Annotated in this window: 24 protein-coding genes and 1 pseudogene; 3 read left to right on the top strand and 22 right to left on the bottom strand. The window is 42.6% G+C overall.

What is annotated here, in order from left to right; all coding sequences use genetic code 11:
• Window positions 1–30: 30 nt before the first annotated feature.
• Complete coding sequence (gene murI / locus GYX26_RS05545; protein ID WP_174828443.1) at window positions 31–840, bottom strand: glutamate racemase; 810 nt, start codon at window positions 838–840, stop codon at window positions 31–33.
• A 234-nt stretch (window positions 841–1,074) separates the two neighbouring features.
• Here murI and tsaE point away from each other — a divergent pair, with 234 nt between their 5' ends.
• Window positions 1,075–1,545: a tRNA (adenosine(37)-N6)-threonylcarbamoyltransferase complex ATPase subunit type 1 TsaE gene (tsaE, locus tag GYX26_RS05550; RefSeq protein WP_174828444.1), complete on the top strand. Its 471-nt coding sequence runs from the start codon at window positions 1,075–1,077 to the stop codon at window positions 1,543–1,545.
• Between the two features lie 3 nt (window positions 1,546–1,548).
• Window positions 1,549–2,868 (top strand): N-acetylmuramoyl-L-alanine amidase, encoded by a 1,320-nt coding sequence (locus GYX26_RS05555; protein ID WP_174828445.1) that lies wholly within the window; start codon window positions 1,549–1,551, stop codon window positions 2,866–2,868.
• Between the two features lie 501 nt (window positions 2,869–3,369).
• On the opposite strand, the gene GYX26_RS05560 is transcribed toward GYX26_RS05555, so the two are convergent.
• The 17 genes and pseudogenes from GYX26_RS05560 to GYX26_RS05640 form a co-directional block, all read right to left on the bottom strand.
• Window positions 3,370–4,011, bottom strand: a complete 642-nt coding sequence (locus GYX26_RS05560) for a hypothetical protein (RefSeq protein ID WP_174828446.1) — start codon at window positions 4,009–4,011, stop codon at window positions 3,370–3,372.
• A 10-nt stretch (window positions 4,012–4,021) separates the two neighbouring features.
• Entirely contained in the window at window positions 4,022–4,825 is an 804-nt protein-coding gene (locus GYX26_RS05565; protein ID WP_202984287.1) for a tail fiber protein, read from the bottom strand.
• A gap of 96 nt (window positions 4,826–4,921) precedes the next feature.
• Entirely contained in the window at window positions 4,922–5,488 is a 567-nt protein-coding gene (locus GYX26_RS05570; RefSeq protein ID WP_174828448.1) for a YmfQ family protein, read from the bottom strand.
• The gene (locus GYX26_RS05575; protein ID WP_174828449.1) at window positions 5,485–6,537 is read right to left on the bottom strand and encodes a baseplate J/gp47 family protein; all 1,053 of its coding nucleotides are present in this window, start codon (window positions 6,535–6,537) and stop codon (window positions 5,485–5,487) included. Before GYX26_RS05575 ends, GYX26_RS05570 begins: the two co-directional genes overlap by 4 nt.
• A gap of 25 nt (window positions 6,538–6,562) precedes the next feature.
• Window positions 6,563–6,913: a phage GP46 family protein gene (locus GYX26_RS05580; protein WP_100113391.1), complete on the bottom strand. Its 351-nt coding sequence runs from the start codon at window positions 6,911–6,913 to the stop codon at window positions 6,563–6,565.
• A gap of 78 nt (window positions 6,914–6,991) precedes the next feature.
• Window positions 6,992–7,672: a phage baseplate assembly protein V gene (locus GYX26_RS05585; RefSeq protein WP_100113390.1), complete on the bottom strand. Its 681-nt coding sequence runs from the start codon at window positions 7,670–7,672 to the stop codon at window positions 6,992–6,994.
• Window positions 7,673–7,716: 44 nt separating this feature from the next.
• Window positions 7,717–8,856, bottom strand: a complete 1,140-nt coding sequence (locus GYX26_RS05590) for a phage baseplate assembly protein (RefSeq protein WP_238791238.1) — start codon at window positions 8,854–8,856, stop codon at window positions 7,717–7,719.
• The gene (locus GYX26_RS05595; protein WP_174828450.1) at window positions 8,846–10,174 is read right to left on the bottom strand and encodes a DNA circularization protein; all 1,329 of its coding nucleotides are present in this window, start codon (window positions 10,172–10,174) and stop codon (window positions 8,846–8,848) included. Before GYX26_RS05595 ends, GYX26_RS05590 begins: the two co-directional genes overlap by 11 nt.
• Window positions 10,174–12,702 carry a hypothetical protein gene (locus GYX26_RS05600; protein ID WP_174828451.1) on the bottom strand — a complete coding sequence of 843 codons (2,529 nt, stop codon included), beginning with the start codon at window positions 12,700–12,702 and terminating at the stop codon, window positions 10,174–10,176. Before GYX26_RS05600 ends, GYX26_RS05595 begins: the two co-directional genes overlap by 1 nt.
• A 120-nt stretch (window positions 12,703–12,822) precedes the next feature.
• A complete protein-coding gene (locus GYX26_RS05605) occupies window positions 12,823–13,005 on the bottom strand; it encodes a TetR family transcriptional regulator (protein WP_100136624.1) in 183 nt (60 codons plus the stop codon).
• A gap of 44 nt (window positions 13,006–13,049) precedes the next feature.
• Window positions 13,050–13,427, bottom strand: coding sequence for a hypothetical protein (locus GYX26_RS05610; protein WP_174828452.1), 378 nt, complete (start codon window positions 13,425–13,427; stop codon window positions 13,050–13,052).
• Window positions 13,427–13,813, bottom strand: a complete 387-nt coding sequence (locus GYX26_RS05615) for a phage tail protein (RefSeq protein WP_093090215.1) — start codon at window positions 13,811–13,813, stop codon at window positions 13,427–13,429. Before GYX26_RS05615 ends, GYX26_RS05610 begins: the two co-directional genes overlap by 1 nt.
• A 59-nt stretch (window positions 13,814–13,872) precedes the next feature.
• Complete coding sequence (locus tag GYX26_RS05620; RefSeq protein WP_174828543.1) at window positions 13,873–15,297, bottom strand: phage tail sheath subtilisin-like domain-containing protein; 1,425 nt, start codon at window positions 15,295–15,297, stop codon at window positions 13,873–13,875.
• A complete protein-coding gene (locus tag GYX26_RS05625) occupies window positions 15,297–15,515 on the bottom strand; it encodes a DUF2635 domain-containing protein (protein WP_238791239.1) in 219 nt (72 codons plus the stop codon). Before GYX26_RS05625 ends, GYX26_RS05620 begins: the two co-directional genes overlap by 1 nt.
• A pseudogene (locus tag GYX26_RS05630) lies at window positions 15,512–16,584 on the bottom strand (IS3 family transposase). The gene GYX26_RS05625 and the pseudogene GYX26_RS05630 overlap by 4 nt, the downstream one beginning before the upstream one ends.
• A gap of 691 nt (window positions 16,585–17,275) precedes the next feature.
• Window positions 17,276–17,935, bottom strand: coding sequence for a hypothetical protein (locus GYX26_RS05635; RefSeq protein WP_174828453.1), 660 nt, complete (start codon window positions 17,933–17,935; stop codon window positions 17,276–17,278).
• A gap of 12 nt (window positions 17,936–17,947) precedes the next feature.
• Window positions 17,948–18,994 carry a hypothetical protein gene (locus GYX26_RS05640; RefSeq protein ID WP_174828454.1) on the bottom strand — a complete coding sequence of 349 codons (1,047 nt, stop codon included), beginning with the start codon at window positions 18,992–18,994 and terminating at the stop codon, window positions 17,948–17,950.
• Between the two features lie 160 nt (window positions 18,995–19,154).
• On the opposite strand from GYX26_RS05640, the gene GYX26_RS05645 reads away from it, so the two are divergent.
• Window positions 19,155–19,505 (top strand): hypothetical protein, encoded by a 351-nt coding sequence (locus GYX26_RS05645; protein ID WP_174828455.1) that lies wholly within the window; start codon window positions 19,155–19,157, stop codon window positions 19,503–19,505.
• Window positions 19,506–19,549: 44 nt separating this feature from the next.
• Here the strand turns inward: GYX26_RS05645 and GYX26_RS05650 are convergent, their stop codons facing one another.
• Genes GYX26_RS05650 through GYX26_RS05665 form a run of 4 tightly spaced genes read right to left on the bottom strand, consistent with a single transcriptional unit; the run spans window position 19,550 to window position 21,921 of the window.
• A complete protein-coding gene (locus tag GYX26_RS05650; RefSeq protein WP_174828456.1) occupies window positions 19,550–19,837 on the bottom strand; it encodes a hypothetical protein in 288 nt (95 codons plus the stop codon).
• Complete coding sequence (locus tag GYX26_RS05655) at window positions 19,837–20,415, bottom strand: phage tail protein (protein WP_174828457.1); 579 nt, start codon at window positions 20,413–20,415, stop codon at window positions 19,837–19,839. Before GYX26_RS05655 ends, GYX26_RS05650 begins: the two co-directional genes overlap by 1 nt.
• The gene (locus GYX26_RS05660) at window positions 20,408–21,553 is read right to left on the bottom strand and encodes a baseplate J/gp47 family protein (RefSeq protein ID WP_174828458.1); all 1,146 of its coding nucleotides are present in this window, start codon (window positions 21,551–21,553) and stop codon (window positions 20,408–20,410) included. Before GYX26_RS05660 ends, GYX26_RS05655 begins: the two co-directional genes overlap by 8 nt.
• Window positions 21,550–21,921 carry a GPW/gp25 family protein gene (locus GYX26_RS05665; protein ID WP_174828459.1) on the bottom strand — a complete coding sequence of 124 codons (372 nt, stop codon included), beginning with the start codon at window positions 21,919–21,921 and terminating at the stop codon, window positions 21,550–21,552. The genes GYX26_RS05660 and GYX26_RS05665 overlap by 4 nt, the downstream gene beginning before the upstream one ends.
• Between the last annotated feature and the right edge of the window lie 42 nt (window positions 21,922–21,963).

Here is a 21,963-nt window from a genome sequence, read left to right on the forward strand (position 1 = left end):
CCGCTTATTTTTCTCCTGCCAACAGAAAATCTAGCCCAAAGATACCATTTCCAACTGTTCGAGGCTACGCCCAAGAAACCGTTCCCCGATTGTCTGGAATCGCAGGGGAATATCACTCACATAGAAACGGTATTGCGCCCCCGTGTGATCCGGATTAACCAACTGCTGCTGTTGCAGTGCCTGTGCCGTTGCTTCTGCTGTCGTAATTGCTGAATCAACCAGTTTCAGTTCAGGTGCTTCCTGCCGGATTAATGATTTGAGTAATGGATAATGAGTACAGCCCAAAACCAGTGTATCCACATCTTCCGCCAGAATCGACTTTAAATATTCTCTGGCTGTCAATCGTGTTACTTCATGATCCAGCCAGCCTTCTTCCACCAGTGGCACCAATAATGGACAGGCCTGTGAAAATACGCGTGTTTGTGCATTCTGTTTATGAATCGCCCGGGCATAAGCATTACTATTGACGGTGGTACTGGTGGCAATCACACCGATGTGATTATTCCGCGTTGTTTCCAGTGCAGCCTTGGCACCGGCATCAATCACATCCAGTACCGGCATACCGCCGGCCAGTTGCCGTATCTTTTCTCGCGCCACAGCAGCTATGGTATTACAGGCCACAACCAGAGCCTTAACATCATGCTCCAGCAGAAACGACACAATCTGTTCAGTATAAACTTCAATTGTGTGTCTGGACTTCACCCCATACGGAACCCGTGCCGTATCACCAAAATAAATAATATTCTCATTAGGCAGCCGTTCCATCAAAGCCCGAACCACAGTCAGGCCGCCTACCCCGGAATCAAATACACCTATCGGGCGTTGTTGTATTGCAATCATTTGTCTCTTCATCTGTAGCCATGACAATTCAGCACACCACGTACTGAATCAGTCACAGACCAGTCATCATTGGGATTATAGCATTGACCTGAAAATATACTCATAGTACAAATCCGGCCAAACAGGCTTAAAACCGGCTTCTGGTCTGCAATCTGGCAAACCGGCAGAACTTTACTACTTTCACTCTTACAAACTTTATCGCATAATAAACCCGTTTTGTTAATTAAACATACCATGTCTGCACCTCAAATCCGTGAAATCGCTCTGGCCGGCGAAAACGATACCCTAAATCTGGGCGCCCGTTTTGCCCAGCATATCAGCCCACCTTTAATCATCTGGCTAGTAGGAGACTTAGGTGCGGGCAAAACCACCTTTACCCGCGGCCTACTTAACGCACTGGGCTATCATGGCGCAGTTAAAAGCCCCACATACAATATAGTTGAAACCTATCCATTTAACGGATTTCACCTGCATCATTTTGATCTATACCGTTTTCAAAGCCCGGAAGAATGGCTGGATGCAGGACTGGATGAACTCATCACCGCAGATAGCATTATCCTGATTGAATGGCCGCAACTCGGTGGCGATTTGGTTCCATCGGCTGACATCATCCTGAACATTACTTCCAACAGCAGCGGCCGCACAGTGCAGATAAGTGCGGCTACAGCCAATGGCACACACATCCTAGACAAAATTACAGAATAAACCATGCCTAACCATATCAGCCGCCGAAAATTGTTACTTGCTTCTACCGGCACGCTATTAATCAGTCTTACCCCGTTTGCGCGCGCCGCCAAAGCTGGCGCAGACATTGTGGCTTCACGCATCTGGCCAGCCACAGCCTATACCAGAATGACGCTGGAATCCACAACACCAATCCAATTTAAATACTTTCAACTCAAAAACCCTGACAGACTGGTTATCGATATTCAGGGCTCAGCCACCAATCAGGTCTTGCGTGAACTGAGCAACAAAGTCATTCCCATGGATCCGTATATTGCCAGTGTTCGCATCGGGCAATTCAATCCAGAAACCATACGTATCGTGATGGACTTGAAAACAACCGTCAATCCACAGATATTTTCGTTGACGCCAGTAGCCAATTTCAAAAACCGGCTGGTAGTGGACTTATACCCCACCGCCACAGTAGCCATGGAACAGGAAAAAAACGACCCATTAATGGCACTCTTACAAGACTATAGCCACGGCAAGGTCAACAGTGACGGCACCACACGTCCACAGGCTACCGCTTCCACGCCTCCGGTGCAAAAACCGCCTGAAAGTAAACCGCCAGTTATCAACCAGCCCCCAACCTCAGGCAAGCCGAATAAATTCAACCGCCAGCCCGTTATCATGATTGACCCGGGACATGGTGGTGAAGACCCCGGTGCCACAGGCCCATCCGGCTTGCATGAAAAAGATGTGGTACTGGCTATTGGACGCGAAGTAAAAAAAATACTGGACTCCTATGGCTACAAAACCTACATGACCCGAAACGAAGACATATTCATTCCGCTAGGTGTGCGCGTAGCCAAAGCGCGTAAACTCAGAGCCGATGTATTTGTTTCCATCCATGCTGATGCATTTACCAATCCATCTGCCAAAGGTACCGGTGTATACGCCCTTAATCCCAAAGGTGCCACCAGTGCAGCAGCCAAATATCTGGCACAAACCCAGAATGCAGCCGATTCAATTGGTGGCGTAAGTTACTCCACCGATAAAAATGTCAACAACACCCTGTTTGACCTTACCCAAACAGCAACCATCAACGATAGCCTGAAACTGGGCAAGGATGTTTTAAATCAGCTTGGCAAAATCAATAACCTGCATAAGGGCAGTGTCGATCAGGCTAATTTTGCCGTTCTGAAAGCACCAGATGTCCCATCCATACTGGTTGAAACCGCTTTTATTTCCAATCCGATTGAAGAACGGTTACTATCAAGCAGCAATTTTCGTCAGAAAATGGCCAATTCCATTGCCAGCGGTATTAAAGATTACTTATCTACAGCAGTCTTGGCACGTCGTTGATAGCAATGAATCATTTACTTCTTATATATTAATCAGTACAGCAATTCTGGTATAAATGGCAAATGGAATGACGCTTTTACAGCCTGAATATCAGTTTTGCAACAGCTATTAAACTTCTCTTTTCGACGTTTAATTACTGGATTGACTGACAGTCTGTTAGTATTTTTATTACAGTACAAAATAGCGTTTTTATTAAATGATAATTTAATTTATCTCGCTTATGTGCTTCGAGAAATTAAATATTATTGATTTAAGCTGCAATACAAATTACAGCTTAGTGATTGAATTAGATTGAAAATAATCTAACATTGAACACATGACAGGAATATTGAATACCGATTGCAGAATGTATTTCAGCCTGCAATCGGTAATTCGCAGATAAAAATATAATGATTAATTGCTGCTCAGAAATAAAGGCTAACAAAAAAGCTGCAAGATAAATCGATTATTATTTAGCAGCAAAATATTGCATAAAATTACTTAAATATTACTTCGCAACCATCAAATATGAATAGCATCATTCCATAAATCAAATATTTGCTTTTCATTCAGAAGCAGAACATCAGTTAAAAATTTCCACCAATTATCATTATCCAACGAAAAAATTTGCGTTTCCAGAATGTAATTGCGAATCTTGATCAACTCTATACCTGACATTACATTTTCAGCAGCTTCAACCAGAGCTTCCTTATTTTTACCCAAGCTAATTTCCAACTGGGAAAACATCTGCATACGGGACAAAGTACCGGCAGTGCTGCGTTTATTCTGTAAGCGTAACTGTGCAGCATCAACTTTTTCTACCCAGCTATTCGCTTTCTCTGACCACTGATGATAAATATCAGGGCAAGGCATGGTAGTAACAGTAGCTGGCAATTTGCCCGGCTCATCGATTGCTACTACTTCTCCAGTTTCCTTGCTATATACTGTTTCGCCTCGATGATCTTCGATATATTGCCAGTTATCACCTGTCCATTGTGCAATAAAGCCTTTTTTAAGCACCGGTTCTTCAACCTGAATACATAGTCTGGGAATTAGATAATGGCCGTTATTTTCCAAAGGATCCAAGTCTGCTGTAGTCATACCAACAAAGTAGTTGTTTTCGTCAAGCTGGCATACAGGAATTGTGGGAGCATATATTTTCATTTTTTATTCCTTAAATTTTAATACAGGCTAGTAATGCAATATTGCGTGGCCGTATTTCATTTGAAACAGGTGTTACCCGAGATATATCAAATGTAAAATGCGTCGTTGGTGCATTAATAGCATTTGAGTGACCAGCATATGGTAAATTACCTTCACTAAAAAATTGAAATGCACCTGATGCGAAATTTGTTTCAGTACCCTTTTGCCAACCAAGCTCCCCCCAAACATTGCGAATGGTATCACCTTGAAATGAACCTAACCAACGCTGCCCATCAACTCCACGCCCATCATCCAAAGCTCGCAGAAATTCACCACGCAAATCCGGTATATTAAATGTAGTATAACCATTTCCCGCACCAAATCGAGTGCCTATAACGGCAAATAAATTTGCATATGTTGTTCGTGATATAGCCGCGCCGTTAGCCTTTAACCAACCTGTAGGTGCCCAGTCACTAGCAAAATAATGAACAGCACCGGCAGGTGTAACATTTATATCCCTACTACCATCAAATGGCACGCCATTAATAGTGCACATTGTTTTCAATCTAGATGCAGTATCAGCACTTTTAGCGGTACCATTCTTATCCAGCTTGCTCTCATTAAGTACTTTACCCTGCCGTGCAGATAAAGCTGCTAATGCATCATCGGAATTTAATTTATCAATTATTTTGGTTACGCCGGCAACATCGGCAGTTGCGGCTGCTGGCGTATTTGATGCAATTAACATTTTGATTGCTGTTATTACCTGATTCTGTGTGGCCTTTTCCGGTTTGATGCCAGCTGCGGCCAGAATGGCAATTAATTCAGTCTGCACCTGATTCAGCCAGCTAGCCGGCAATACAGTGCCCAGTTCGTTTATTCCATTACCATCATGAAACAGTCCGTCTTGCGTATCAATTGGATACATTTTTTATTTGTCCTTATATGTAAATCGTATGTCGGTAAATGCTGGTTTCAGCTCTTTTAATACAGTTTCAATAATGACATCACCATATGCTGTCAATCTGTCGCCAGCCGTTGATATCCCTGCACGAAAGCGGGTTACGCGACTATCGGCATTTTTAACGTTTACCCACCATACCCACATAATGTCTTCACGCGCCAGTCTGTCACCGGCACGACTGATACCCACTCGGAATGGCTGCGGCTCGGTTATGGTGATGTCGTAGCCAATTGAAGCGGCCATCTGCATAAAATAGGGAATACTCAAGCCACCGGTTTCATTGATTTTGGTGATAACTGCCAGTATTCTTTGCTGGCCGTTTTTGCCGGTGCTGTCCAGATTGAGCAATTCCTCCCAGCGCACGATGTAATTTCCCGATGTGCGTGGGTCAATAACGCCCAGTTTACGACGGGCAGCATTTTGTATTTCATCCAGACAGTTGCTATCAATTGTGGCGGCATTTCTTACTGCCGGTGCAGTACGGTTATATGCAACTGGAGGTAATAATCCCAATAAAGTATTGACGTAACTCATAGCAAACTCACATCGACCTTACCCAGCATAAACCATTCAATCTTTTTGCTTGTCTCTGCGATTAGATTGGCTGCTGGTTGAGTCATCTTACGATCGGTCACACCAGACACATCACTGATTACTGCTTCCAGCTGGGATGCAATCACGCTATCACCAGGTTTTAAAGCGCTGAAATGCTCCTGCAAGGCCTGTCGGATATCTGCTGTCGCCCTGTCAAGGTTTGCATCGGACAAGCGCACTTTAACTTTAATATCAACTCTGGTGACATCTGGCTTGATAACAAAGCTGTTTTTAGCCGTTACCGGTCGCACTGAATCAATATAAGCCTGTACTTTGCTGACTATCTCATCACTGGGTAAATTATTATTGCTGGTAATGACAATATCTACCGTACCAAGCCCGCGGCGTAATGGGTATACATATGCACTGGTAACGCCATCCACGCTCAATGCCCAGGCCCGATAATCATATTTATTGCCTCCGGCAGGTGGCCGACGCAATAAATCCAATAAACGGTTCAATAATGAAGTATCGCTTTCAACATCAGTACCACCGGTAGCTTGTATGATTTCCACATCGCTGGATATACCTATCGGTGCAGCCATAAATTGTGCTGCTTTATTATGCTGATTTGATGCAGAACCAGCCTCATGCGCCTGTATGGATAAAACAGCAGTACCTTCTTTACCAATCACTGCCTGTTGCTGCACAGTATATAAATGTTCACCACATATAATTTGTAATTTTGATTCAATTAATGATCCCGGAATACCACGAGCAATAGCTGTTCCGCTGGCGGAAGTAGCATTTTTACGGCGTATACCACGCAGATTACAATGTCTCTCTAGAAATTCTGTGTCCGCAGTATCCGGAAAAAACTGTCTTAATATCCATGCCTGATGAGCATATTGTCCTGTGGCACAACTGGCCAGACTGCTGGCTCGAATATAATTATCACTATCTGAAGAAACATCCGCTTGAGGGTTTAATGAAACCATATCACGCAAAATAGCGTGACGTATTTCCTCAAATGTTGGAATATTGTGCATTTTCAAAATCCATTTAATTATTTTTTTAAATTACTTTAACCGGACACTCAAATATAAATTTTTCTCCAGTTAATTGCGTTACCTGTATATTCAAATTCAGCATGCCATTATGTGGTTGCATGGTGGCGACAGAAATATCTGCCGCACGCCCATCATCAATAATTGGCTGTAAAGCCTGTTGCGCATACTGTTTGGCTAGTAAGCTAACTGATTGCAAATCTTTTTCCCGTTCAAGCGTATACAACAGTGAGCCTAATTTTTTATCCGCCCAATAACTACCCAGTGGTGTCATCAGACGCAGATAAACTGCATTTTGTAAGTGATTTATAATCTGTCCGGTGTAATCACCTGTTCTGGTGTCTATTTCTCTATCCATAAACTACTCCGGTTATGTTATTTTTATAGTTTACTAAAATAACTATTTTTATCTGAAGCTCAAGAGCTTCAGCAGCTATCAGACAGGCTTGCCCACTCTGACTGCATGATCATGGCCTGCCAGACTGATTCCACTGGCTTTAACATCGCCGACAGTGGTATAGCTACCGTTAGTTTGTACAATATTGCCTGAAAATGTCGCCCCTTGCCCTCCTTTGATATCCATTCCGCCATTACCATTGATTTGGCCTGCGGCAGTGATTTCCTGCGAGCAATTAACATTCTGGGCACTGATATTCACTCCCGCCTGAGCATCGATATTAATGCCAGCCGCAGCCTCAATTTTTACTCCTGCCGGTGCTTTAATATTTAAAGTTTCACAATCAATCTCAATCAGTTTGCCATTTTTTAAGGTAATAGAGGCGCCAGACTGGTTATAAACAGCTACTTCTCCTGCGGCCAGTGCTTTAATCCGGTATTCACCATGCTCAGTGGCAATGATAATGCCATGACTGGTCTGACCACTTAAAGGCAAAACAATAGCTTCCGAGCCCACGGGCGGATTACTGGTAAAACCAAATTGCTGTATCTGCTCCACATCCTGTAAAACCTCATCGGCCAGAGCTGCTACCTGAGCAGATTGAATCGGCTGAGAGGCATTTACCCGTGTCAGCCTGCCTCGAAAAGCCTGCCGGACTGAGCTGGTGGTATTATTAATTGTCGTTCTGGTTTTATTTACCAGCTTCGCAACATAACTCATCTGACTCTCCAATTAAAATTTATTCCAATTAAATATATACGCTGTTATATCTTGACCTGTTTTATCTGCCGGTTAGTCACACCTTTACGTTTTCCTTTACGTGATCGTGCTGCTGCGGATTTTTTAACATAAGCATCCGGCGTCCATATTCCATCCTCTTTTAAGCGCAGTTCAGTCAGCGTGCCGCCACTTCGGTTCAGTAAAAAACGGCGTCCCATCAGAAAAAAAATGGCATCTATCTGCTGGTCTTCATCAATCACATGCACACGTTGTCCGGGTTGCCACAGCAGGCCATCCTGAGTTTTATGATCTGCAACCGTAATGGTTAAAGTGAAACCTTCCAGACGCCAGTCAGAAAGCATTTTTTTTGCCTGCACCTTCAACTGTTCCAGATTTTCTGCATCACCGATTACTACTGTTTTCGGCTTGTATAAAACCATTGTTTCGTCTTTGTATACCCATTTCAAATCGTGTTTTGACGAATTGGCATAACGGGTGTGACTTTGGCCAAGAAAGGTAACTTCCGAGTAGCGATTTTCAGTACTATACTCAATATGAATACTTTGAATATTACGTCGGCGATCATTTTTACTGTGGCACAGGGTTGCCACTGGCGGGCTGGCGTAATCAGCACCACCAACAACCAATGTACCATCTGGTTCCAGCCACACATGCAGGCCTGCCTTATAGGCAATTTTGCTCAATGCCTGCCATGCAGTTTCCCCGGGTTCGATATCTACTTTGTCCAGAACTGGATTTTTTTCAGCCTTTAATATCACTTTTTTGATTTGTGGCCAGGGTTCAACTATCTTCTGTGCGGCAGCTAAAACATTCATTCCTTTAACATTAATTTGTTTAACACTGCAATCCACCAGTAAACCGGCAAGGTCACGGCCATTAAAACCGATACTATGGTTGTTTTTATCAACCATTTCATTCTGATGGCCAATAATTCCAGTCATAACCAACTGGTTATTAATCAACACTTCACATTGCAAGGAGCTATAGTCGGCCAGAACACTCTGATTTTGAGAAACATTGGTTTCAAAACTGAAGGCATCAGCAGGAATCAGAAAATCACTGTCAATATCATAGCTAAGCCAGTCTTTATGTTCTTTCCCCCCTATTCTCACTACCACTTCATTGCCATATGGATAAGGCAACATTTCAGTTTCATTTAACATAATAATTAATCCACTCATTACGCTGAATAAATGATGGATGGCACAAATGAGGATTAAGGCGCATTAATTCATTTGCCCGCTCAATATCTCGATAAAGTAAATATGCCAACTGATGAATGGTGCCATTAATATCTGCTTTTCTGGTACGCATTGGCGGTTTCTGATTAATGACGGCCAAAGCATAGTCATTAAATTGTGCGGCCATATTGGCCAGCAACTGAATCATTATCGTCGTTTGCGTATAAATATTGGCAGCATTAATGCTTTTGACATTATCAGCATAATCGTAAGTTTCACGTAAAATATCTATTAATTTTTGAATACGCAGACGAAGATTATTATTTATATACAGCAACTCATTTGCTGTCACTATGTCACTATTCGCTTCAATCATCGTGACAGTATTCTGCATCAAAGCACCAATACTCAAGAATTGCAGAATCTGGGCAATCGGTTGCATCTGAATATCAGCAATCTTTTGTACATGATTGATCGCCTCTTCCTCAGTTTCCTGTCTATCCTGACTATACAGAATATTATCAGGCAATTTATTCAGGCCATCTACACGGTTACTGACAGAATCAAAAGTCTGTCTGGTACTTAAACTGCCAGTAGCAAACTGTGTATCACTCGCCAGACCTGTTGTCACCATTGTGACTACAGAATGAATCAGCCTGCTGACGTCCTGACTGTAAGATGCAGAAGAAAAAGCTTTACTGGTCAAATACTTCATGGGATCCAGATCGAAAAAGCGGCGAACACTGCCAGCTACGCCACACAATGCGGCAAATACACCATTTGTACTGCCCCATAAAGACGAAACTCCCTCCCGAACGCTTAACAGCGTTTCAGAATAACCCAGTAACTGCTGTGTATACTTTTCCAGAGTATTCTGTATCTGTTCTAACTTGGCTAACCACTGATTCTCAAATAAAAATATCGGAGCTGACTCTTTTGCTTCAAAAAAAGTGATATCCAGTGCAACATAATTAACTGAATCAGCTTCAGTACGAAATGACCAGCTTGCAGCAATCATATTTTGTAACAGGCCTAAAACCGGATGAACCAATGTGCCTGCACCTGGTTCTTCCAGCACAGCCAGTAACTGTGATAACTGTGTATCAAAGCCTGCACCAAAATAGACAGCAGCAACCTGACATTGTCGTCCCTGTGTACCCAAATCCTCAATATCAGTTCCATTTGCAAACGGACGGCCATGCCGTACCAGTGCTTTCTCATTTTTATCACTAATAGAAATGACATCAAAGGTAACATTTTTGTAACTGGCCTTTTGCAGATTATTCTTCCACATTGTCATTATTGTGCACCTCCACGGTTATACATTTCCATCTGATTGCGTGAAACCAGATTGCTAATCACTCTGCCATCAAGCGTCACCGTAAGATTATTCTGAATAACCTGTTGCTGGTTCGAGAGAATAGTAGCTATTTTGTCTAAACGTATACCCAACTCCTGTACAATAGCCTGAAAAGCATTTTGAAACTCAGCACTTTGCTGCACAAGCACAGGCTGCCCGGCACCAGACTGGCTTTCTATTGCGGGTAGATTAGCCGGAATATTTCTGTACGAAAGCATCATCGCAGCAGATGGCGTCATATTGGCACTTGTTATCAGCTGATCCTTTTCACAGGCAAACACTGATTGCCCATATAATGCAGGATTGAATCCATAGGCATGCCGAAAATCTGGTGTATACGGCTCGCTGCTCCCTACACCTGTTGTGGCTTTTATTTCTTCGGTATCCTTATTTTGCGTAACAGCATCGCCTACCTTCTCTCCCATAATGCTGCCGCCAATTCCGCCAAGTAGACCGCCAATCAGCCCTCCCACCGCAGTACCTATACCAGGTAATATTAGTGTTCCGATTGCTGCACCAACCTGACCTCCAGCCCAGGTTCCAGCCAGACCACCAGCGGTACTGGTTGCATTTTTTATCTGAGCCGTCTTCTTTTCTTCATGGGTTAAGCTGTCATCATTCTGAATCGCATATACATTATAAGCGCCACCAAGGACAGCGACTGCGGAATTACCCCTGCCTAATAACTTGCCAGGAACTCTAGCCGGAATCTTTCTGCCTTTCACCCCTGTTTTCCGACCGGCTGGCGTTTTTGTGCTTTTGTTTCTGTTCGATTTTCTTCTTTCTCTGTCAAAATCACCCCCTGAATCAATATCGATATCGCCTCCTTGACCAGACAAAGTACCCAATGCTTTCAGTGCAGTTGCTGCACTACCGGCGGCAGCGGCCAAAGCGGTTACAGCAAAAGTAAGAGTAGGAAATTCAGCTGATAACTCGGTTAACCTGGTTTGAAAATTAACTAACGGTTCTACTACATCACTTCTGCCCAAAGTAGCCAGAGCATGATTCTTTTCCTGCTGCCGCTCCGGATCCGCAGATAACACAGCTAACTGTTTGGCAGCCAAACCATCAGCATCTTTCTGCAACGCGTTTATTTGTGGCAGCAACAGATTATTATTCAAATTGGCATTAACAGCATCTCTGGCATCTACAGGAATAAAAGATAACAGCTTATTCTGACGAGCTTGCATCTGTTGCTGGGCATGTACATCGCCAGCATCGGCTTTTTGCTTTAAATTCTGGTAATTCCTGTCTTTAGCAAGAATATCACTGCAAACTTTAATCAGGGACTGAGCATCATTTAAGCCCTGCTTACTGCCCTGTTCCCTGATTTTATCCCAGTCAAGATATTTGCCTGAAACATCAGGGTCTTTAATTTTACTCAGAGTACTGGCCAGTTCCGGATTAGCCAATGCTTCCAGAAAAGCTTTAACGCTTTTACTTGCATCGTCATTAGATTCTGACTCTTTTGATGTAGCCTGTAAGGTTGAAATTAAATAATCGATACCGCCGGTATCTGTTAGCCCCGCCTTTTTAGCAGAAGACAATAAATCTGGTAATTCACCCTGCAATTGGGCAATAGTAAATTTACCCTGACTGCTTGATGCAATAATATGATCAGAAACCGAGTTATAATCCTTAGCCTGCAAACCATAGTCTGCCAATGATTTGTACAGTCTGGCTGTATTTTCATGATCATACTCACCGGCGCTGGTAGCTGATCCGACCATGGTACGATGGGCATAAGGAATAGTTGCCTTAACCTGATCCAGAGTCATGTCCTGCTGTAACATATCAGTAAACAGATTCAGCGCAGCCTGTGATGTACCGCCATTTCTGGCTACCAGTCCCTGAACCAAACCCTGAATTTCTTTTACACCCTGAGTTTTAATCCAGTCTGCTGATTTACTTTTATCTGTACCATATGCTTTTACAGCAGCCTGAATGACAGCTGAACGTAATTTTTTCTCATCATCTATTGCTGGCTTAACTGCGCCGTAGACAGCCTTTCCTCCCTTGATAATTTCGCTGCCGACTGTTTTAGCCGCCCCCCATTTAGATGATTTTTTTTGTTGTTCTGCAATAGTTTTTTGTATTTTAGAACTTTTTTCTAATTCCTTATTTAACTCGCGAATACTGTTACGAGAAGCCCTGGTTGCATGCTGAATCTGCTTTTGAGCCGCAGTAGCAGTAGCGGTAAAATTCTTATATGCATTTTTGCTCTTGCCAATTTCCCGCTGTATTTCCTGTTCAGACCGTATTTCCTTCCGTAAGCGCATATCCGCAGCACGCTGTTGCTCTCGCTGAACCTGCTGAATAATTCGGATTTGTGATTTACCGGCTTTCTCACTTTCCCTGACTGCAACAGCAGCTGTACGCTTGATTTGCTGTTCTAATTTTTTTACCTCCTCAGTCATTCTGGTAATGGAGGCCCCCTGTTTTGCTAGCGACTCCTGATTTGAAGACATGTCAATACTCTCGCCTAATTGTTAATTATATTTATTCTGACTGATTAAAAATAATTGAAAGAAGTGAATATGCCGGAGCAGCACCCGTGCAAAAAGCCCTGCCATACAGCAGGGCTTTAATCAATCAGGCTGATTAGCTAACAAACTATCTTTAACTGGCTGGAATGGTTTTGGCTTTCTTTGGCGTAAAGAAATAATAACATTATCATCATCATTTTTTATGCCCATACTCTCCAGAACAGTCTCAATCCAGACAGATACTTCAGCATGGCACATCGTGCTAACCATAGCCGGCGTAATCATTGATTTAGCCAGCAGAATACATGCCTGTCGATAATTTTTATGAGCTATTGCATAACTACGTTGCTGTCCGCTTCCTCTGATGCCGCTGGGTCTGACTGGCCAGCGGCAATCGATTTTGAACGTAAAGATTCCATACTGGTTAAAATTGACTGATAATCTTCTGAGGCAAGATTGTGCAATAGAAATTCAACGCTCAGATTCTCTGCATCAATACCAGAAACTTCCAATTGTTGTGCCCAATAAGCCAGTGTGGTCAGAATGGCTTTTTTTGCTCCTGATACATCTTCAATCAAACCGGTTTCTTCCAGTATTTCCAGTGCTTTGAGTTCATCTGCCAAAGTCAGCGGCTTAACAGTATAATCAAAATACATCTGGCCATTGTACGCCAAACCATAAACCAGTTTTCCAGTCTCTTTTAACATTATTCTACCACTTTATCCAATGCAAACATTTCAATATCACGACGCGCTTCATTTTCTACACTGTATTCTTCCGAACATTTAGTGCTGGTACAACCTATATAGCTAATACGTGCTTCATCTGCATTACGGGGATAAATAGTAATTTTTGCATTGGTAATGTTGTCCCAGTCAATACCACTTTCATCCAGCGGAATGGCTGCACTGACACTCATTGTGTATTCTGTTACACCATCTGCATAACCACGCACTTTGCCGGACTTGTTCATGGTCTTAACTACTTTACGTCCGGTAGTCACTTCCGGCTTGAAGCTGATAATTTCTACTTCACGACCATTTACTTCCATAATTACCGCGCCGGCATATTTAGCGCCTGTTTTATTTGCCATATTTTTTCCTTTATATAGACAAGGTGTTAACCTTGAAACTAACACCTTATATGATTAATTTATAAGTACAGATCCACACGTGCAGCCAGTACATGCAAGCCATTGACTACATCAGCGGGGATAACCGCATCCAGGCGGTTTGGATCATTTGGATTACGCTGTACAATCAATTTATCTTTATTTTCCAGAACTGCCTCCAGAATTTCTGCATTTTCACACTGATATAATACATCCAGAATTTCTGAGCGCACTCTCAACGGAGTACGTTCTGAAAGCTTCTCACGCGGAAAACGTAAGGCGATACGCTGGTTAACAGCATCGCGTACATAGTCAAGTGTACGAATCGTAGTGATATCCAGCAATGCCGGATCATCTGTACCTGTGGCATTTTTCACATAGGTAGATACGGCACGCATAATCTGCACCCGATTATTCACGATCTGCAAAGGCGTCAGCCCGTTATACAGAGCACTATTAAACTCAGCAAACAGAGGCCAGTTGGCATCAGCCGTTTTCCTCAGCCCTTTTATTTCCAGTGTATTGAGTGGACGAGCCGGATCATTTTCACCAGCAATGACAGCCGCATAACCTGCTGCAATAATGGCGTTGCCTTCCATGGCATTTTTATACCAAGCTATGGTAATACGGCCACTATTGATTTCATTAGCAAAAGTGGTTCCAGTACTGAGTGTACCGCGCCAGCCCATCACCCCGATACAGCCACGCTTTTCAATTGCATTGGATACCAGATCAATATGATCAGATAATTTTCTGGCATTTAAATCATCGGAAAAAGCACTACAGATAATATGAAAATGTTTGCCGGCTACCTGCTCAAGGGCAGCACCGATATCCGGATTCCCATGACCATCCTGAAATGGTTCTATATCCAAGAAAGCTTGATCCGCATTGGCACTGTCTCCACTAAAAGATGCCATTAAAGAAATTTCATTACCAATCGAACCCGTATTTCTGGCTGTCAGTATGATTGCTTTGCCATCAGCTTCTGCTGCTGCCAGAGTGTGTGCTTCATTAATAATGCTAACCATTCTCTCCACAACATCAGCAATGGCCTCATCATTACTTACTCGGGTCTGGCAATCAATTCCACCAATGGTTACTGTCAGAACGCCAGAATTATCTGGTAAATATTTAATGGTTACACTTGCATAAGCAGAATTACTTTGCTCCGCATCATCAACACCAATTACCGTTAAATCCAGATAGGGGTTATTAATAAATGCCTGTTTTACACAATAATGTGCCCAGGAACCCTGACCAAACAGGTTAGCAGCATCAGCATCACTAAATAATTGTACTGGTGTCAGTGCCGGCTGTTTGCTCTTTGACAATCTAGATGCAATCAGTAACATTTTTTGTGGATTGGCTGGCAAGCCTCTTACTGCAGTACGCGTATTAAATTCAATATACCGACCTGGTACACGAATATCATTGCGCACAGTATCAAACTGAATATTATCAATCATTCCTTTACTCCTGTTTCATTTTTTAAATTTTCCGTTATCATTATCAGGTCACCATCAGCTACCAATCGGCGGTAATAGAGACTTGCTGGAACCTTAACTGGGTTAGTTGTTATATAAGAATTAACGCGATTTTCCTTTGGCACGCGTAAACCGTCTGCTGCTTGAACGATCTGTAAATACCCCATAGCTAGTACAAAACTGACGTAGAAAATCATGCTACTTGTTTTAGTGTTTTATACTCAATCGGCGTCATATTATTTAGTGCTTCATGAGGTCTTTCGGTGTTATAAATTGTTAGCCATTCTTCGGTTACCCTCCTTGCCTGTTCCAGGTTATTAAAAAGACATAAATCCAGTACCTCTGTACGGTACGAACGGTTAAATCGTTCAATAAAGCCATTTTGATATGGGCAGCCGGAGTTGATGTACTCTATAGTTATACCATGTGATTTTGCCCAATTAGTAAACGTGTTTCCGGTGAATTCCGGCCCATTATCTACCCGTATTTTTAGTGGATAACCATGATATTCGGCCAGTTTATCCAGATAACGAGTAATCCTGCCAGCCGGTAAACTGACCGCAATATCAATACCTAGCGCCTCACGATTAAAGTCATCTATCACATTGAAAGTTCTAAAACGCCGTTGATTGCGACTGCTGTCACTCATAAAATCCATTGACCAGCATTCACCTTGTTTATTGGGTACTGATAGCCTTTCCGGGCTTCGTGGAGGAATGCGTTGTTTACGCTTTACCCTCAGATTAAGCTTTAATTCACAATACACCCGATACACACGTTTATGATTCCATTTATAGCCGAGCTTTCTGAGGCGATTAAAACATTTGGGAAAGCCCCAGCGTAAATGCCTGTCAGTGATAGCACTTAGTACTGACATAATCACTGAATCATCCGGTAACTTGGGTTGATAATAGTAAGCACAGCGGCTTAGGCCAACAATAGCGCAGCTCATGGCAATAGTAACAGGATGACTTTCTTGTAGCTCCAGAGCCCAGGCTTTACGTACTTTGGTAGGCACTATAGCTTTTTTATGATTTCCTCCTGAAGCTGAGATTTTAAACAGAGCTCGGCAAACATCTGTTTAAGCTTGCGGTTTTCAGCCTCCAGCTCCTTTAAGCGTTTAATATCGGACGTTTCCATACCACCGTATTTTTCCCGCCATTTATAAAAAGTCGAATTGCCGATGTCATATTTACGGCAAAGTTCTTTAATAGGAATACCGGCTTCAGCTTCTTTTAAAATAGATACGATCTGATGTTCAGTCATTTTTTTCACGTTTAAATCCTCTGTGGGTTAACAGAGAAAATTTTCTACTTCGGGACTGTACTATTTTAGGGTTAGTTACATTATAGATGCGCAATTAGAATAAAATGAGCGCATTCACCCTCCGTACTGGAAATTTTTAATAATTCATGCCCGTAACAACTCAATCGAAGTGATGTATTACATTACTATGAAATGATAATCCAATCTATTCAAAGTATAACGTTGAAAAAATTAAATTTTATGAATTTAAGCTACGTTAAACAAAATAGATTGCAGTTAATAAAATGATATAGATTGAATATAACCTATTAGCAAACTTGAAAAGAAATAAAAATTGATCGTATAAAACAATTATTTAAGCCATTATCAGCAAGCTATAAATGATAAAAATAATTTTAAAACAATATTAATAATTTCAATTAGTTTACAAAAAAAAGCAAACAAAAAAATTCCATTAAATTGATTTGATAACACCTTTTGCCTTTATCAAATGCTTTTATTCAGTATCTGATTTATCATTTAACCAATAAATCTTTTTCGCATAACTCAATATGTATAATATTCAAGTGTTCAACAGAAATTTAGATAAATAATAATATATTATACCAATTTAAGGTGATAAAAAATTTTGCCTCTTTTACTCAAATTTTATACCGCGCCGGCAACTTAACCGGCGCAATCTTTTAACCCTTTAATAGTTCTTTTTCGCTTCTTCCCACAGTCGGAATAATCTATCTTGGTCAATATTTAATGTTTCGGTAAAAAACTGCCAGATATCATCATTTGCCAGTGTAAACGTCTGAGCCTCCAAAATAGTATTACGCACCTTAATTAAGTGTGCACCGATTAGTTCGCGTTCAGCAATTTCGACTAATTTGTCTTTACTTTTTCCATGTTGTAATTCAATCTCTGTCAATATCTGGCTACGACTCAGTATTCCAGCGTCTTTTCGCTTATCCCACAAGCGCAATTCATCTACATTAGATTTTTCTACCCACTTACCTGTTTCTTCAGACCATTCACTATATGGAATGGGTGATAATGTCGTGACATTATCAGGTAATACACCTATTTCAGTAATAGTGACTTGCTCACCTGTTTCTTTAAGATATACTTTTTCACTACGATAATCCTCGACAGTAGCTATATTTTGGGATACGGTAAAATACCCGTCTGTATTTCGTTTGCCTGTAACCATAAAAACCTGCTTTTTTACCTTAGCAGGCAATTCCGCATCCGCAATTACTGAATTAAAAGGAATTGAAATTGTGGCTGCATCAATATAATCGGCTGCACGTAGTGTATTAACTAATAATTCGTTTGTTTGTTCGTTATATGAGTAAATTTTCATATCTATCCTTTGTTAAATCCGAGTCGCAATTAGCATTGCAATGTTTCGAGGGCGATTTTCTAGAGCTGTCGGCACGACACTACTTGCAGCAAAATTATAAATTGCGCGGTCAAAATATGTGCCTTCGCCAAAATGCATCCAAGCATCTTTATACCCTGCGAGACTGAAGGCTCCAGCGCATCCGAAGACCGTGCCACTGAAGGATCCAGTGATATCTCGTATCGCGTCTCCTTGTGCACTGAAAATCACGCGCCCCCAATCATCTATTCCTCGATTATCGTCCAGCCCGCGTAAGAACTCGCCGCGTAAATCGGCAATCTGTATGTAGTTGTTCAATATGAGATGCGGATACAATGTGGCTAGCCGCCAGAATTTGTCTTTATGAAGATTACCGTCATTGCGGTATTTAATTAAACCCTCGCGGATATTAGTAGTTGGCAAATATATTGCACTTCCTGTTTCTGGAAACGCCAACCACCTACCAATTTTTAACCAATAATAAGGCTGACTTTGATCGGAATTTTGCCAGCCAGAAGGACGGTGTAAGGGGTCGCGAGGGTCCTTGCCCTTGCATCCATCAGGATGGTAACACTCGTACCAGTCTCCATCGACTTTGATCAAATCACCCGATTCATATTTTTCGGTCGAAACATAGCCCGCTGAGACTGGTAAATGAATATCAGCTGTTCCATCAAACACCTTACCACCAATATGTTTTGGCAAAAGTAATCTGGAAGCGGTATCAGCATTGCCTGATGTATTCTGATTACCGGGCTTGTTCACTCCGGGTAAATCAATATCTGCTGAGCCATCAAATGCTACACCACCCATTTTTCTGGCATCGGTTAGCCTGTCAGCAATGCATGCTCTATTAGCCATCTCCGCATTTGTTGCGGTTGCTGATTTGTCCAGTTTATTGTCTTTTAACCATTTAGTCCGGTTGGCCAGCTGGCGAGTGGGCACATTATCAATCCCATTCTCTCCCCCCAATACCGGATCGGATGTTTCCCATTGATAAATGCCTTCTTCCCAGAACGAAGTTTCTTTTAAATTTGCCATTAAGCAGTTCCTTTGTTAAATGAAGTTTCTTTTAAATTTGCTAATTAAGCAATTCCTTTGTTAAACGAGCCATCACGCTGCACCTGTCCATTGTGATACAGTAGTGCCTAGCTGGATTTGATGATATGCTTTCACTATCAACAAAGAAGGGTAGTAAAATATGAAACAAGTCTTATTTATTTTATGTTGCTGTATATCTTTCTCTGCTTGTGGAACCAGTACAAGCGGTCTTCCACAAAACTGTCAGGATGTTTTTAAGCGCTGGGATGAATTAATTGTTAAGCTTGAAGCTAACAGTAATATCCCCTCTTCCTATGTGCAGGATGAAAAATATGATCGCTCGCTTATACTGAATGCGGCTCGAAAAGCTGAGTCTCAAAAACAAGCAGGAATTTGCGAGTTTGCCAGACGTGCTGTTGATGAAAAATTGCAGGCATTAGCGTCAGGACCTGATGGCCTTAATGAGCACATCAAACAAGTGGAAATACGAAATAACCGTAAATATCAATAAATTAAAAAGAATCAATCGTAATCTACACTGAGTACTAAAATTAGTTACATCAATCCTGCCACATCACAAAGCGCAATTTGTACAGGAGACTTATAACCTAAGGCTGCACTGTTAACCACAGTACGGTACTGCCGATTGCCACGCAGAACGCCAATCCAGTCTGAGGCATGTGCATCAGCCGTATCTAATGCGACTTTTATAAGCTCAGCCCATGAACTATAGTTTTTACTATAAAAAATCTCAAAAACAGCATGAACGCCGATCATGGCTGTACTGCTTTCCCATTGATAAACGCCTTTGTCCCAGAACAAAGTTTCTTTTAAACTTGCCATTAAGCAGTTCCTTTATTAAACGAGCCATCGCGCTGTGCCTGTCCATTGTGTTGCAGCGGTACTGCGGTATAGTCCAGACTGGCCAGCACGCAACGCGCCGGCGCAAAAGCAGCCAGCGTATGCCGTAATAAGGCAGCCTGTTGATTGGTAATCGGTCTATTCAGCAAAATACGGTAATGTGCCCAGTAAGTATTATGTCCATGCACATATAATCCTGAGCGCTGAATATTACCGTTGTGCTGTTGATGATTGAGCCCTTCAATAATGGTGATTTCACCAAAACCAAGACGGCGAACGATTTCTCTTAACGACCAGGGCGTTCCCTTACTGCGGTGAAGTTCGTATGCTCCTTTTATCAGTTGGCGCTTGGCCTGATCGCTTTCTGCCAGCCAGTAACCATTTACGCCGAGAATACAGTGGCTTTCAGCCAGCAGCTCAAGATGATCAGCCAGTACTAAATTTACCAGCCGTGGCATAAGCTGTGGTGTACTGATCAGCTCCAGACGCAAGCCCAGTGTGGCCAGTGCCCGCAGGCGCTGATCGCGCTCAATTACTGCGGCATAAGTCAGCTTAGCCATCCACAGCCTCCTCAGCAATGGTGAGGATTAAATCGTTGCAATGCGCCCAAGTATCGGCTGCAACTGTAGTCAGTTTGAGCTCTGGCGTGGCCACGTTATAGACTCCGTCAACCTTTAATAAAGACTGAATCACCAGCGGTACCACATCCACCCCCAGCCGCTGTTCCTGACTGCTTTGATATTGCTGCCATGTAGCTTTGGCCGCAGCCTGCACCGCCTGAGCATCAGCACCAACAAACAAAGTTAATGTTGCCGCAACCTGATAATTGAAAATTTTCGGTGCTCGCACCACTACCTGATCACATAACGGGCGTACACGCTCATCAGACAAGGCTGTCTGTACCTGATGAATCAGCTCCATTGAAGGCAGGCCGGTTTTAGTGAGTATGGTTACTGCCACCACGCCACCTAAGGGCTTACCCTCCTTATCTGTATCGTTAGTCACATAAACATCAATAATGTCCTGACTGACCTGACGAGTAAAATACTCATAGGCGCCAACCGGACCGGCCACTGAAAATGATTCTGGTGCCAGCAGAATGCGTACCCGATAGGCATCATCACTTTCAATATCCACACCACCACTTGAAGTGGTAATATTGCTGACTTTAACCTCTGCAATATCAGACAAATGGTCTGTTAAAGTATTAATCTGCCCGGCTGACCAGCCATTACCCACCACCCCGGTTGACTGACAGACAGCAACCAGCTCAATGCTGCTATTGGTAGCAGTAAGCAAACCTGCTTCAACAGTGGCAAATATCAGCGCATCAACAGTAACTCTGGTTCCTTTCGGAATCACTACCTGTTCTTTACCGGCCAGCTTGGCCTGAAAACGCAGCGTTGTTTGTGCCGGCTGTGCCTGCAAGCGTGGGGTATGAACATCATCTCCGCATAAATCCAGCATCAACCCAGTAGCAAAGCGCACATGCTGCTGCCGATAAGCTTCATTGACCTGTTGCCTGGTTAATGCCTCGCGATAGGCATAGGTATTAATCAGCAAGCGTTCAATATGCGCCGGCTGTAATACCTTGCCGGTACGATTCTGGTAATCAGTTATCGTATCGGCCAGAATGGTTGCCAGATCATCTTCAACTATCTTTATATCCGCCCGCGCGAGCTTAGTTAAATCTGTCATTTACGTACCAATCCAATATTTGTTTGATAAATTTCACCTGCCACTTCCTCAGCTATACGCCAGTGGACTGTTATTGTTAACTCAGGTGCCTGACCCGCAAAGCTAACACGCTCTACCACCACACGCTTCTCCCAAGTCTGGATAGCCAGAATCACCTCTCGCGTCACACCGGGAATAAATACATCCTCGGGCGTATCCAGATAATCCAGATGGCTGGAACCAAAAATAGGACGGGTCACATCGGTACCCTTGCGTGTCATCAAAATATTCAAAATACATTGATTAATATCATCAATGCCCGTGACAATATCGCAGCCACATTCCAGTGGTGCTAACTGCCAGTGGCGAGTGCGCGGTGTAATTGTCATAACGCTTTTCCAGTAATAAAAAATCCCTGCCATCAATGACAG

It is taken from the genome of Snodgrassella sp. ESL0253, assembly GCF_013344965.1.
Classification (GTDB): Bacteria; Pseudomonadota; Gammaproteobacteria; order Burkholderiales; family Neisseriaceae; genus Snodgrassella; species Snodgrassella alvi_B.

Bases quoted from the DNA above. Each gene is read 5' to 3' on its own strand.
- tsaE (WP_174828444.1), top strand. From the start codon at position 1,075: ATGTCTGCACCTCAAATCCGTGAAATCGCTCTGGCCGGCGAAAACGAT.
- GYX26_RS05555 (WP_174828445.1), top strand. From the start codon at position 1,549: ATGCCTAACCATATCAGCCGCCGAAAATTGTTACTTGCTTCTACCGGC.
- GYX26_RS05590 (WP_238791238.1), bottom strand. From the start codon at position 8,856: ATGTTAAATGAAACTGAAATGTTGCCTTATCCATATGGCAATGAAGTG.
- GYX26_RS05615 (WP_093090215.1), bottom strand. From the start codon at position 13,813: ATGGCAAATAAAACAGGCGCTAAATATGCCGGCGCGGTAATTATGGAA.
- GYX26_RS05600 (WP_174828451.1), bottom strand. From the start codon at position 12,702: ATGTCTTCAAATCAGGAGTCGCTAGCAAAACAGGGGGCCTCCATTACC.
- GYX26_RS05560 (WP_174828446.1), bottom strand. From the start codon at position 4,011: ATGAAAATATATGCTCCCACAATTCCTGTATGCCAGCTTGACGAAAAC.
- GYX26_RS05665 (WP_174828459.1), bottom strand. From the start codon at position 21,921: ATGACAATTACACCGCGCACTCGCCACTGGCAGTTAGCACCACTGGAA.
- GYX26_RS05610 (WP_174828452.1), bottom strand. From the start codon at position 13,427: ATGTTAAAAGAGACTGGAAAACTGGTTTATGGTTTGGCGTACAATGGC.
- GYX26_RS05650 (WP_174828456.1), bottom strand. From the start codon at position 19,837: ATGGCAAGTTTAAAAGAAACTTTGTTCTGGGACAAAGGCGTTTATCAA.
- GYX26_RS05585 (WP_100113390.1), bottom strand. From the start codon at position 7,672: ATGAGTTATGTTGCGAAGCTGGTAAATAAAACCAGAACGACAATTAAT.
- GYX26_RS05635 (WP_174828453.1), bottom strand. From the start codon at position 17,935: ATGAAAATTTACTCATATAACGAACAAACAAACGAATTATTAGTTAAT.
- GYX26_RS05640 (WP_174828454.1), bottom strand. From the start codon at position 18,994: ATGGCAAATTTAAAAGAAACTTCGTTCTGGGAAGAAGGCATTTATCAA.
- GYX26_RS05645 (WP_174828455.1), top strand. From the start codon at position 19,155: ATGAAACAAGTCTTATTTATTTTATGTTGCTGTATATCTTTCTCTGCT.
- GYX26_RS05580 (WP_100113391.1), bottom strand. From the start codon at position 6,913: ATGGATAGAGAAATAGACACCAGAACAGGTGATTACACCGGACAGATT.
- GYX26_RS05605 (WP_100136624.1), bottom strand. From the start codon at position 13,005: ATGATTACGCCGGCTATGGTTAGCACGATGTGCCATGCTGAAGTATCT.
- GYX26_RS05575 (WP_174828449.1), bottom strand. From the start codon at position 6,537: ATGCACAATATTCCAACATTTGAGGAAATACGTCACGCTATTTTGCGT.
- GYX26_RS05570 (WP_174828448.1), bottom strand. From the start codon at position 5,488: ATGAGTTACGTCAATACTTTATTGGGATTATTACCTCCAGTTGCATAT.
- GYX26_RS05655 (WP_174828457.1), bottom strand. From the start codon at position 20,415: ATGGCTAAGCTGACTTATGCCGCAGTAATTGAGCGCGATCAGCGCCTG.
- GYX26_RS05660 (WP_174828458.1), bottom strand. From the start codon at position 21,553: ATGACAGATTTAACTAAGCTCGCGCGGGCGGATATAAAGATAGTTGAA.
- GYX26_RS05595 (WP_174828450.1), bottom strand. From the start codon at position 10,174: ATGACAATGTGGAAGAATAATCTGCAAAAGGCCAGTTACAAAAATGTT.
- murI (WP_174828443.1), bottom strand. From the start codon at position 840: ATGATTGCAATACAACAACGCCCGATAGGTGTATTTGATTCCGGGGTA.
- GYX26_RS05625 (WP_238791239.1), bottom strand. From the start codon at position 15,515: ATGATTTTCTACGTCAGTTTTGTACTAGCTATGGGGTATTTACAGATC.